At 59.6% G+C, this 11,677-nt stretch carries 12 protein-coding genes and 2 pseudogenes; 4 read left to right on the forward strand and 10 right to left on the reverse strand.

The window, feature by feature from the left end; genetic code table 11:
- Positions 1–110 precede the first annotated feature (110 nt).
- Positions 111–3,014: a Tn3 family transposase gene (locus ROE7235_RS17165; protein ID WP_121096823.1), complete on the reverse strand. Its 2,904-nt coding sequence runs from the start codon at positions 3,012–3,014 to the stop codon at positions 111–113.
- Positions 3,015–3,134: 120 nt separating this feature from the next.
- Here ROE7235_RS17165 and ROE7235_RS17170 point away from each other — a divergent pair, with 120 nt between their 5' ends.
- Positions 3,135–3,746 carry a recombinase family protein gene (locus ROE7235_RS17170; RefSeq protein ID WP_121096825.1) on the forward strand — a complete coding sequence of 204 codons (612 nt, stop codon included), beginning with the start codon at positions 3,135–3,137 and terminating at the stop codon, positions 3,744–3,746.
- Between the two features lie 32 nt (positions 3,747–3,778).
- Here the strand turns inward: ROE7235_RS17170 and ROE7235_RS17175 are convergent.
- The 5 genes and pseudogenes from ROE7235_RS17175 to ROE7235_RS17195 form a co-directional block, all read right to left on the reverse strand.
- Positions 3,779–5,164 (reverse strand): annotated as a pseudogene (locus tag ROE7235_RS17175) (VirB4 family type IV secretion/conjugal transfer ATPase); the annotation flags it as partial.
- Positions 5,154–5,432 carry a VirB3 family type IV secretion system protein gene (locus tag ROE7235_RS17180; protein WP_121096827.1) on the reverse strand — a complete coding sequence of 93 codons (279 nt, stop codon included), beginning with the start codon at positions 5,430–5,432 and terminating at the stop codon, positions 5,154–5,156. The pseudogene ROE7235_RS17175 and the gene ROE7235_RS17180, both read right to left, overlap by 11 nt.
- A gap of 9 nt (positions 5,433–5,441) precedes the next feature.
- Positions 5,442–5,732 carry a TrbC/VirB2 family protein gene (locus ROE7235_RS17185; RefSeq protein ID WP_121096841.1) on the reverse strand — a complete coding sequence of 97 codons (291 nt, stop codon included), beginning with the start codon at positions 5,730–5,732 and terminating at the stop codon, positions 5,442–5,444.
- A 20-nt stretch (positions 5,733–5,752) separates the two neighbouring features.
- Complete coding sequence (locus ROE7235_RS17190) at positions 5,753–6,478, reverse strand: lytic transglycosylase domain-containing protein (protein ID WP_370743893.1); 726 nt, start codon at positions 6,476–6,478, stop codon at positions 5,753–5,755.
- Complete coding sequence (locus ROE7235_RS17195; RefSeq protein WP_121096829.1) at positions 6,432–6,791, reverse strand: hypothetical protein; 360 nt, start codon at positions 6,789–6,791, stop codon at positions 6,432–6,434. Before ROE7235_RS17195 ends, ROE7235_RS17190 begins: the two co-directional genes overlap by 47 nt.
- A 308-nt stretch (positions 6,792–7,099) precedes the next feature.
- Here ROE7235_RS17195 and ROE7235_RS17200 point away from each other — a divergent pair, with 308 nt between their 5' ends.
- Positions 7,100–7,258: a hypothetical protein gene (locus ROE7235_RS17200; RefSeq protein WP_370743895.1), complete on the forward strand. Its 159-nt coding sequence runs from the start codon at positions 7,100–7,102 to the stop codon at positions 7,256–7,258.
- Between the two features lie 298 nt (positions 7,259–7,556).
- Here the strand turns inward: ROE7235_RS17200 and ROE7235_RS17205 are convergent, their stop codons facing one another.
- From ROE7235_RS17205 to ROE7235_RS17220, 4 genes are all read right to left on the reverse strand, one after another.
- Positions 7,557–7,919 (reverse strand): sll1863 family stress response protein, encoded by a 363-nt coding sequence (locus tag ROE7235_RS17205; protein WP_147434253.1) that lies wholly within the window; start codon positions 7,917–7,919, stop codon positions 7,557–7,559.
- Positions 7,920–8,021: 102 nt separating this feature from the next.
- Positions 8,022–9,488, reverse strand: coding sequence for an aldehyde dehydrogenase family protein (locus tag ROE7235_RS17210; RefSeq protein ID WP_121096833.1), 1,467 nt, complete (start codon positions 9,486–9,488; stop codon positions 8,022–8,024).
- A 120-nt stretch (positions 9,489–9,608) separates the two neighbouring features.
- Positions 9,609–9,956, reverse strand: coding sequence for a hypothetical protein (locus tag ROE7235_RS17215; protein WP_121096835.1), 348 nt, complete (start codon positions 9,954–9,956; stop codon positions 9,609–9,611).
- Between the two features lie 62 nt (positions 9,957–10,018).
- The gene (locus ROE7235_RS17220; protein WP_092892307.1) at positions 10,019–10,435 is read right to left on the reverse strand and encodes a hypothetical protein; all 417 of its coding nucleotides are present in this window, start codon (positions 10,433–10,435) and stop codon (positions 10,019–10,021) included.
- Between the two features lie 299 nt (positions 10,436–10,734).
- On the opposite strand from ROE7235_RS17220, the gene ROE7235_RS17225 reads away from it, so the two are divergent.
- Together ROE7235_RS17225 and ROE7235_RS20710 are read left to right on the forward strand one after the other, a co-directional pair.
- Positions 10,735–10,965 (forward strand): heavy-metal-associated domain-containing protein, encoded by a 231-nt coding sequence (locus tag ROE7235_RS17225; RefSeq protein WP_092892309.1) that lies wholly within the window; start codon positions 10,735–10,737, stop codon positions 10,963–10,965.
- A gap of 77 nt (positions 10,966–11,042) precedes the next feature.
- Positions 11,043–11,554: pseudogene (locus ROE7235_RS20710) on the forward strand (transposase); the annotation flags it as partial.
- Positions 11,555–11,677 lie beyond the last annotated feature (123 nt).

An 11,677-nucleotide genomic window follows, 5' to 3' on the forward strand; every position in this document is an offset into this window, starting at 1 on the left:
CTGTGAACCCTGTCTCAGGTTTAAGGGCAAAAATATCGGAGTTAAAGGCAAAATCTCATATTTAAGGGCAAAGCACAGCCGTTGATTTCGTTGAATTTCTCATCTCACAATTAAGGGCTACGCGACAACTGTTTTGGCCACCTGTATTCACCCGTGAGAAGGATATGTGCCCATCCGAGGGGTGAGGTATGCGCCAGAAGATCTGGTGAGCAGTCCAACCTGTCGCGTTTTCGAGCGGTTACAGCCTGCCCAAGGTGTTTGGTGTTCCAGTAGATGACAATGGCAGCGAGAAGATTGAGGCCCGCCATGCGGAAATGCTGCCCTTCGGCGGTGCGGTCGCGGATTTCACCTTGGCGACCGATGCGCAGGGCATTTTTCAATGCGTGATGTGCCTCGCCTTTGTTCAGACCGATCTGGGCGCGGCGCTGCATATCGGCGTCGATCAGCCAGTTGATGATGAACAGCGTTCGTTCCACCCGTCCGATTTCCTTGAGGGCTTCGGCCAGTTCATGCTGGCGGGGATAGGCTGCAAATTTGCGTAGAAGTTGGCTGGGAGGCATCACGCCTGCGACCATGGTGGCGGCACTGCGCAAAATATCAGGCCAGTTGGTAGTGATGATATTTTGCCTGACCTTGCCGCCGATCAGGCCTTTCAACTCCTTTGGAACGGCGGCCGGATCGAAGACATACAGCCGCTTGGAGGGCAGATCGCGGATGCGCGGGATGAACTGGAAGCCCAGAAGGGCTGTGACGGCAAAGACATGATCGGTGAAGCCGCCAGTGTCGGCATATTGTTCTCGTATATTCTTGCCAGCTTCATTCATCAGCAGGCCGTCGAGAATGTAAGGGGCCTCGCTCACGGTTGCCGGGATGGTTTGGGTGGCAAAGGGGCCAAACTGATCGGAGACATGGGTGTAGGCTTTCAGCCCCGGTTCATTGCCGTATTTGGCGTTGATTAGGTTCATCGCCTCACCCTGACGTGTGGTGGCAAAGAACTGCCCGTCGCTGGAGGCGGTGGTGCCGCCACCCCAGAAGCGGGCCATGGGCAGAGCGGACTGCGCCTTTATCACCGTGGCCAAGGCACGGTTCAGCGCGTCGCCTTCAACATGCCAGCGTGAGATGCGCGAAAGCTGGAAATAATCATGCGTGCTGGTGGCCTCGGCCATCTTGCTGAGGCCGAGGTTCAGGCCTTCTGCCAGCAGAACAGTCAGCAAGCCAATCCTGTCAGTGCATGGCGCACCGGTGCGGATATGGGTGAAGGCTTCTGTGAAGCCTGTGGCATCGTCAACCTCCAGAAGCAGATCGGTGATCCGCACATCAGGCAGCCTTTTGTATAAATCCAGAACAAGTTCATGGGCTTCGGTGGGCACTGCGGCGGTGAGCCTGTCGATCTTCAACACGCCGTCCTCGATAGAGCCACCCGGAATAGCCCCGGCACGGGCAGCGCGTGCCAGGCGATTCAGCCCCTCCGCCATCCGGGCTTTGCGATCTGCCAGCCAATCTGCCGGATCGAAGGGCACGGTCAATCTGGGCGTGGCCCGCGCCTCTGCTATTGGCACCAGCGCCTGCTTCAGATCAGCATAGCGCCGGGAGTGCGCCAGCCAAACGTCACCTGACCGGAAAGCATCGCGCAGGTGAAACAACACGGCAACTTCCCAAAGCCGATGATCATCGAGGGTCTGCGCATGAAGGTGTTGGTGCCATTTGGAACTGCGGCGCAGAAAGGTTGTCGGCCGAACGGCCGCTTGTCCACCCTCTGCGACAAGCCGAGTAGCTGCGGCCAAAGGTTCGGCGACCGATGCTGCCTGAATATCGAGCGCACGCAACATGCGTGGCGCGTAGCGCCGGAACCGATGGTAGCCTTGGGCGACATGGGCCAAGGGGTTGGCGGCCATTGTGTTGGTCAACTGCATCGCCGTAGCGACAAGGCCTTCGAGATAGCGCCAACCGCAGGCGGTCGTAACCGCGTTCTCAAGGGGTGCGCCATCGCCATGCGCTTCCAAGAGGGCGGCCCCCAAGCCTGAGAAGGAGCGAAGTGTGTCCTGCAATGCTGCTTTGGCGTCGGCAATATGCACATCGCATAACGTCTTGGCATCGCGCCAAGTTTTACCCACGATCCTATCATGCGTCTCAACCACCGCGTCAGCTATCGCAGCTTGCCATTCCACGGTGCAAACGGCGAGGATCGCCAGTCTCCGATTGCCTGAAATGTCGCGCAAATCATCCGAGAAATACCGCTCGCCTTGGCGGCGAAGCCGCGTGATGCGATGTGGCGGCACGCAATCAAGGGCAGCGGTTGCAAGCCCGAGACTTTGCAGGAATTCCAACCGGTCCAGTAGACGGTTCGCATCAGCCGAATTCTTGCCGACCTCGAACTGGCGCAACCAAACAAAACGGCTGACCCGGCCATCGACGTCTTCCGACAGCAAGGCATCCAGCCTGCCTCTCATGAGCATGTCGAGACGGCCAGCGATACGCGCCTCCATCCGACGTTCGGCAGCGACAAGCGCATCAGCGCAAAGCCGTTCGATCACCGACACCCCGGGCAGAATGGTCTGGCACCGGCGGCATTCTGTTACGAACCGGCGCGCCAGATCTTCATTGGAGCGCGCGACCTCAGCCTCAGTTTCCAGCCAGCCCTTCAGGTCGCGGGCACCACGCCCGGCAAACATCTTGTAGCCATAGATCGCCCGAAGCTCGATCAGATGATCACGCCGGGTCTCTTCGCGGACGGCATAGCCCTCCAGCTCCGCCGCTTGCATGCCCAGTTGAGCCGCGATGAACCTGATCACTTTTTCTGGGATGATCTCTCCAGCCGTCAGCAGCCGACCGGGATGGCGAAACGCGCAAAGCTGAAGGGCAAATCCGAGCCGGTTCTGTGATCGTCGTCGCGCGCGGATATGTTCGAGGTCATCATCAGCCAGCGTGTAGTGGTGAAGCAGCGCTGCTTCACTGGCTGGCAGATCAAATAGGGCAGCGCGTTGGCGCTCGGTCAGAATGGTGCGATGCGCCATGTTTCTTTTGCTTTCGTAGGAAGGATTGATTATATTTATTTATGATATGAGATAAGGAATAAGTCAGGTGCCCGAAAGTGACTGCCGAGCCCAAACATCGCAAACGAACGTTTGTGAAACATGCTGATCGGCTACGCCCGCGTCTCCAAGGCCGATGGCAGTCAGTCGCTCGATCTGCAGAAGGATGCCCTGATTGCTGCCGATGTGCCGGAAAGCCAAACCTATTCCGATCAGGCCTCCGGCAAAAAAGATGACCGCCCTGGATTGGAGGCCTGCCTGAAATCCCTGCGGGTGGGTGACATTCTGGTGGTTTGGAAACTCGACCGGCTCGGACGTAGCCTGCATCATCTGGTCAAGACCGTTACGATGCTGACCGAGCGGGGCGTCGGTCTGAAAGTGCTGACGGGCCAAGGCGCTGCGATCGACACGACGACCGCCGCAGGCCGCCTGTCCTTTGGTATCTTCGCGGCACTGGCCGAGTTTGAAAGCGAACTGATCCACGAACGCACAATGGCCGGGCTGCAAGCTGCCCGCGCCAGAGGCAGAACCGGCGGTCGAAAATTCGCGCTCACCAAGGCCCAGGTCCGCCTCGCCCAGGCCGCCATGGCAAACCGCGACACATCCGTCGCCGAACTCTGCAAAGAACTCAAAATCCGCCCCGTCACTCTCTATCGATACGTCGATCCAAACGGGAACCTGCGTGCCTATGGAAAACGCGTGCTCAACCCTTAACGTACGATCCTGCACTCTCCGGTATCAGACCCCGATTTGCCCGAGCCGGGACGCCCCAGGATCAGCGTGTGCCCGCCCGTCGGTTCGCGGTCCGGCGCGCCCTGTTCGTGGAAGCTGAAGCGAAACCCGCTGCGTTCCGGCGTCGGGAACAATGCGATCGGCACACCCCAGGGGACTTCCGCCCCGGTCTTGCCAAGCGGCGTGCGGTGGAAGGTCGCGAGGTCGGCGAAATTGTGGTTGGTGATCGCCGCCTTGCGGCTGCGCGCCCCGGTATTCCCGGGATGCTGGGCCATGTAATGCGCCCGTGCCCCGAAGGCCTCAGAAATCAGGTTGATGCCGGAAGTGGCCGAGATGTTGCGGATCTCGGCGGCAATATCGTCGAGCGCCTCTCGCGATCTGGCATAGACCGCGACACTCATGTGATGTTCGCCAAAAATAAGCCGTTTGGATTCCAGATCATCCCGGGCAAGCTCCAACTCCTCCGCCAGGCTGACCGCGCCGTCATTGGCCGCCTGCATCAGCCGGAGCTGGCGCTTGATGCGCCCGGCCATGATGTTGCTGTTGATCGGCACGAAGGAATGCGTCACCACCATGTCGACGGGCAGGTTCAACTCGTCAAGCATCAGGCTGTCGGTCTTGGCGGGGTAGTTCTTCACCGCAAAGATCGCGCCGAACTTTTCCCCAACCGCGCCGTCGGACAGATGGATTGTGGTCCCTCGGAACGTGACGCGGGTGTTGGCCACGTCTTCTGCGATCACGCCAAGGCGCGAGCGCGGATGGAGCGGGTGCTCCTCGCCAGTGTTGAGACTGCCCAGGAACCCCAGAAGTTCGCCGGTCTGTGCCGACAGAAGACGGGGTTTCAGTTCATCAAAGCTGGAGAGCAGGAAAGCCACGACTTCGTCGAGTTTGCGCATCCTCCGCGTGGTGTCTGCTATGAGACGCGCCTTTGATGCACCAAGACCGAAGGGGATCCGACTGCCCGCCTCAGGACGTTTCAGGACCGAGATGGTGATTGTCTTGTCGCGCAGTCCTGCCCGCGCAAGGTGGGCGCGCCAGCGCAGATCAACCTCGGCGGCAAACCCGTCGCCCGGTATTGGCGGCAGGGTCACATCGACCGCCTTCGAGACCTTGTGGAGGTAGAAGGAAAACTCGGTTCCGACCTGTCCGACGATTCCCGCGAGGAGGCCGCCGATCCGGTCGAGATAGGCGTCCTCGCTCGTCGTGCTGTTCACCCCCTCGAGCCGGATGCATTGCATCAACTCGTTGCCGCGCGTGCGGATGGTTCTGTCGGTGACAAGGCTGACGTAGGGCAGCATCGATGAGAGCCGCTTTTCGCCCTTCACCCATGCGGGCAGTGCCGTCAGCGGATCCAGCATCGCGCCGTGTTCATCAACGTCCATCAGGCTGTCACGGGGCATAGCTGTCGCCTCCGTGCAGCTTGCGGTTTTTCGTGGGCGGAGTTTCCTGCAAGGTGATCACCAGCACATCGAGGAAGTTCGGATCCCAGTCCGCGGCCTTCCAGAGCGCCGGCCAGGCCAGCCCCGCACCCAACGCCACCAACCCGCTCTGCACCCAGAGGAACAGAAGCGTCGAGCCGAACAGCCAGACCATGGCATACATGATCGGCAGGCCCATGAGTTTGGGCGGCCTCAGAAGGCCGATGAAGACGCGGGACTGGTCAGCCATAATGAGACCTCAGGTCGTCCAGATCGCGGCGACGATGGTCGGGGCTGCGGCGATGCCGGCGATGGCCACGACCACCCAGAGCGCTTGGCGGAAATCCAGGACGCCGAAGAGCCAGGAGAGGAACACGCCGATCAGGGCGAGCGTGCCGATTACGATGCCGAGCGGCCCGGTGATCGCATCGACGATGCCCTGCAGAAGCGTCTGGACAGGTGAAAGATCGATGCTCTGTGCAAGTGCGGGTCCCGCCAGAACGATAAGGGCCGTCGCGCTAAGCGCGACGATGGCCCGCGTGCGCAGCACGCATTGATTGGTTTTGGAATTCACGAAATATCTCCTCGCAGCCGCTGGAATACGGCTGTCACACGGGCCACATGCCCTTGGGTTTCGGTGTAGGGGGGAATGCCGCCGTGGCGGGTGACCGCCTCGGGCCCGGCATTGTAGGCCGCGAGCGCCAAGGGTCCGTCGCCGAACTGCTCGAGCATCATCAGAAGGTAGCGGGCCGATCCGTCGAGGTTTTGCGCCAGATCATGCGGATCGACGCCAAGCTCGCGGGCGGTGCCGGGCATCAGCTGGCCCAGACCGATGGCGCCGACAGGGCTCAGCGCTGCCGGATTGTAGGCGCTCTCGACCTCGATATTTGCCCGGTAGAGGAGTGCCCAATCGGTGACCGACAGTCCTGCACGGCGCAGGGCAGTGTGACCTCCATAGCGCAGGGCGGTTGTCTCGATGGCGTGGAGGATTTCCGGAGAGGCGCGCATGGCACGAGGCGCAGATGCGGCGACCGCGACCGGGACTTCACCGCCTTCCGGCTCGGCAAAGAGGAAGAGCCGGTCAGTCTGTGCCGCATCCGTCTCTGCAAACGAGCGCAATGTGCCCTGCTCGGATGAGGCGGAGACCAGTCGGCCATCCGGGCCGACCGAGAAGATGAAGCCATCTGCAAAGGCCGCGGGCACGCAACAGGTGCCTGCGCCCAAGGCGACGACCAGCGCAAATGCGCGGTCAGTTGTCCTTGACCAGGACCGGCCCTGTGCGCGGCTCAGGCCCACGGCCCGGAGCGGCGTGGCGCATCCGCCCGCCCTCTTCAAGCGGAATGCTGGCGGTCTTGCAGCCCATGTCGGCAAGGAAGCTGACAAGACCGACGATGGTCTTGAACTCGCGGATCTTGAGATAGCTGCGGCTGGTGACCAGCATCTTGTCGTCGCGCCCGTCCTCGTGGACGGCACGGATAACCCATGTGCCGTACCAACTGTTGTGGCGCTTTTCTGCCGCCTCCTTGCAGACCACCTCGATGAGGTAGCCATCGGCCAGGAGGCCTCGCAATCCGTCTTCTGTAACCACATTCGGGGCTTCTTCTATCATGTTCCCTCCCGGGGCCTCCTCTTCCTCAGAGTATCGGCCCGCGGGATCATTTCCACACGGGCGATACAATACAACATAAATGATAGCAAGGCAATAATAACGACTTGACGAAGATCGCCTTGCTCCGATAACGGTGATAGCGGACAGACACGTAATCATAAAGACGGCAAAGGAGTTTTGTCCTGCACATTTTCCGTGCGTGCAACACAACGTTGGCGCTGGCGTTCCTGATTGGAAGCACGCCAGTGCCTGCGTCGGCGGATTGTGTTCGCCCCGAGCGACCGTTCCTGCCCCAGTCCCAAGACGACATGCGTACCTACGCTGACCTGATCCGGGGGGATTTCGAGGCCTACATCGCTGATGTTCAGGACTATTTCCGTTGCGTCGATGAAGAGCGCGCCCGCGTGTTCAGTGAGGCGCGGGATGTAAGTGAGGACTACGAGCGCTTCTTGAGCGCGCTAGAGTAACGGTGACGAAAGGATCGGACGAAACCGAGCGTTGAACGATTTTGGGCACCTTTGAAGAGTGATATTCCCTTTGAGCCTTTACGGGCGAACGAGCCGTGGAACAGATTAGAAACCAGCGTTTTTCAACAGAATATGTGCGGTTTAGACGTTCGCAAATGCAGCACAATATCGAGACAGGGTGACGCAGACGCGGTTAGGCGCGGCTATCGAAGACCACCCGAGAATGACTTAAAGATGACCTCCTTGGTCAAGGCTTGCCTTTGCTTCGCCCAAATGTCGGACAAAAGCGAAGTGACCGCTAGGAAGACTTATGGGGCAAGGCTTTGGGATCGCCTGTTTCTTCACGTGTCAAATCCGCAGAAGGCGCTGGCTCGATTTCGATCCGCTTCCAGGCGCGGTCCAAGGCCTGGCGCATCTGGCCTTGCGCGGTTTCGATTTCAGATTTCATGTCCTTCCACGCATCGCCGTTGGCTTCGTGCAACTCTTGCAAGTACGTCTCGGCCCTTCGCTGATAACCGGTAAGGTCTTCAATTTCCGTCATGAGCTTAATCCGGGTATCGCCATGCTCGTCTTCCACTTTGGCGCGCAATCTGCCGACAATCGCGGTCCATTCGTCAAGCTGGGCTCGCAGATCGGCTTCAAATTTCTCTTTGCGTTCCATATCAATTTCCCCTTCATGTTCCGGCCAGACCGGCTTAAATTTCGTTGTTCTTTCTGTGCCACCGCTCAAGCAGAACACTCAGACCCGCATGGCGGCGTTTCCTCAGAATGGTAGGTCACGCAGCTTGCGCTGCACTGTGATCCATTGATCGGTGGTGAAAGCCTCAATCGCCCAATCGCCATTGAAACGTCCGATGCCAGAATTGTTCTCGCCGCCGAAGGGCGCATTGGGTTCATCATTGACGGGCTGATCGTTTATATGCGCCATGCCGGTGTTCATCCGTCGCGCAAAGGCGGTCGCACGCTCGATGTTTGTGGAATAGACTGCACCGGAAAGCCCGAATTCAGTGGCATTCGCCAGTTCCAGCGCGTGGGCTTCGTCGCGCGCCTTTAATATGCCGACGACCGGGCCGAAGATTTCCTCGCGGGCCAGTTCCATATCCTCGGTCACGCCGGAGAAGATATGCGGCGGGATGACGTTGCCCTCGATCTCCCCACCCAGCACAAGGGTCGCGCCGTCTTCTGTCGCCTTGGCGATCTTGTCCCTAAGGATGGAGAGCTGCTTCGCGTTGATGATGGGGCCAATGGTGGTGTCGGCATCGGCCGGATTGCCATATTTCAGTCCGCGCGCGCGTTCAGCGAATTTTTCGACGAACACATCGTGCACCGTAGCGTCAACGATGATGCGGTTTATCGCCATGCAGATCTGCCCCTGATGCAGGAACTTGCCAAAGATTGCAGAGTCCACCGCGTGATCAAGATCGGCATCATCCAGCACGACAAACGCACAGTTGCCGCCCAGTTCCAGCGCCAGGCGCTTCAGATGCTCGCCCCCGCCACCCTTTTGCGCGATGCCCCGCCCGATAGGTGTGGACCCGGTGAACGAGATCAGCTTGGGGACCCTATGTTCAACAAAAGCATCTCCAATGTCCGCCCCTGCCCCGATGACAACGCTCAAAAGCCCTTCGGGCAAGCCGGCCTCCTCAAAAATCTTGGCGATCATCAACCCGCCGGTAACGGGGGTGTCGCTCGCCGGCTTGAGCACCACGCCATTGCCAAGCGCCAATGCCGGAGCGACCGAGCGTTGCGACAGGTGCAGCGGGAAGTTCCACGGGCTGATGACACCCACCACACCCAGCGGTTTTCGGTAGACCCGGCTTTCCTTGCCGGGAATGTTCGACGGCAGGATGCGGCCTTCGGTCCGCAGCGGAAAACTGGCGGCTTCCTCGGTGATGGCGCGGGCCAGGCCCCACTCCACCTCTGCTTTGACGCGGGTAGAGCCGGACTCGCGGATCAGCCAATCGACTATTTCATCGCGTCGCGCATCGAAGATCGCCACCGCCTTGCGCATGACACCGGCACGTTCGCCTGGCATCTTTTCGGCCCAGCCAACCTGCGCCTTGCGGGCGGCGGCATAGGCGGTATCCAACTCGTCCTGCCCGGCCATGTCGATGGATACCAGCAGATCGTCATTGAAGGGGTCACGGCTTTCCAGGGCACGGCCCGTGCTACCCTTTTTCCATTTACCTGCAATGAATTGCAGATCGAGATCGGTGTATGTGTCGGACATCTTGTCAGACCTTTCTGTTTGGGAAGACCCGCAACGCGTGAGCTTGCGGACCGATATGGGCAATTAAGAACAGCAGCGGCCGAGAGCCCGCGAGAGTGGGTCGAGCGGGCGCGAAACGGCTCAACCCGCCAGAGTTTGCTGATGGGTCAGGCGCAGCCACTTGTCGTCGTCCTTTAGGTAAGTCGACGTGCACAACGCTTCAAAAATTGGGGCATCATCCCGTTCTGCGGAGACGCGGTAGGCGAGAGCGACGATATTGTCCTGTTGGGACAGATGCCGCTCGGACATCACGACGGAGCGCCACCGCTGCGCAACCTCGGCCTCTCGCCAGAGCGCTTCACCCTGTAGAATTCCCACGGGATAAGGGAAGACGAAAACGGCATCCTTCGCGGACATGTGGCGCGCACTGTCTGCACCTTGCGTCCAGAAGCGTTCTTCCAGATCCCAGATTTTGGCCTCGTCAGTCATATCAAGTACCTCTCAAGAAAAAATTTTTTGGGGGCAGGCCAACTGTCGGACGTCGACGCGTCTCAGTTCCCCTGTGTCAGCGCTACGGTCCATACAAGAAACAGGACCGTCGCTATGATCCAATAGGCGGGCGCTCCGAATGGCAGGTTCATGATTTGAGGCACCGCGCCACCCGCAGAGGGCCCCGCAGAGATCGTCCGCCTCGGCAAAAGGTCCAGCAGTGCCAATGCACCCTGGCCTTGATCCGGCACAAGCGCCGGCACGTCCTTGAAGCGTGCCAACAATGCCTCGAGTCGCTTCTGTGCTGGGGCTTCCGGCATACTGGACAATTCCGATGCTTCCCTCCACGGGTCGACATCAAGCCGCGCCAGCATCGACAGGACGGTGACACTGGCACCTGTCTTGTCCTCGCCCACCACCGCGCCGAGAAAACCATCGAATGCCGGGTCGCGGCCAAGCTGTATCTTAGGCTGTGCCATTTTGAGATCAACTCCTGTCTTGCGGGATGCACCGTGATGGTGGACGTGGATGCGTCGTCACACTGGGCTGAGGCACAGGGCATCTTCGGTTGGAGCAGTTATAGGCGGTATAGAGGCAACCGGTGCTGACGCAGATCAGGATGCGTCATTGTTAGATGTGACAAGATGCTCATTCCCGACATTCAGAAGCAATCCGATCATGTCCACTGCCGTCAAAGCACCGAACGCAGATCCTGTGCGCTAATTGTGCGCCACGAATTCGTTCAGAAACAACCGTGATCACATGAAAGGATCCAGCCATGACCAGTACGACAACCCAAACAACCCTGCGTAGTGACGAGCTTTCCTGTCCTTCCTGTGTGCCGAAAATTGAAAAGGCGCTGCTGGCGCTGCCGGGCGTGGAAAAGGCCGAGGTGAAATTCGCCAGCGGAAAGATCGTGGTCGACCACGACCCGGCGCTCAGTGACGTAGCCGCCTTGGTGAATTCCATCGCCAAGTCCGGTTATACCGCCAAACCATCGGCATTCTAAACCCTCCACTGGCGTGCCCCCTCTGAAGTGGTCCACCCACAGGGATATGATTATCCCGTTTTCAGGAGGACCAGGAGATGGCTGGAAGGCGAGACAAGCCCGAAGAGATCGTGCTGAAGTTGCGGCAGGTTGAAGTTCTACAAGGGCAAGGCAAGTCTGTATCGGAGGCGGTGCGGCAGATCGGCGTGACGGTGCAGACCTACTACCGATGGCGCAAGGAATACGGCGGGATGAGCCGGGATCAGCTGAAGCGGTTGAAGGAGCTCGAGACCGAGAACCAGCGGTTACGGCGGGCTGTGTCGGATCTGACACTGGACAAGATGATCTTGGGGGAAGCTGCACGGGGAAACTTCTAAGCCCTTCCCGTCGCCGCCAGTGCATCGACCATGTGCGGCAGACCCTTCGGATTTCCGAGCGCCGGGCCTGCCGCACGCTGGGTCAGCACCGGTCGACACAGCGCAAGGTGCCCTGCGGCCTGCCGGACGAAGAGCGGCTGACTGAGGACATCATCGAGCTGACGCGAGAATTCGGACGCTATGGGTATCGCATGATCACCGGAATGCTGAATAACAGCGGCTGGCATGTGAACCACATGGCGTAATCAGAGGGACAGCTCTCGTGCTACGCTACCGCTTTCATCAGCATGGAGGAGAAGATGAAGCATTTTGTGGGACTCGACGTGTCAATGAAGGAAACGGCTGTTTGTGTGGTC

The sequence above is a fragment of the Roseinatronobacter ekhonensis genome (genome assembly GCF_900499075.1).
In the GTDB taxonomy this organism is placed as follows: Bacteria; Pseudomonadota; Alphaproteobacteria; order Rhodobacterales; family Rhodobacteraceae; genus Roseinatronobacter; species Roseinatronobacter ekhonensis.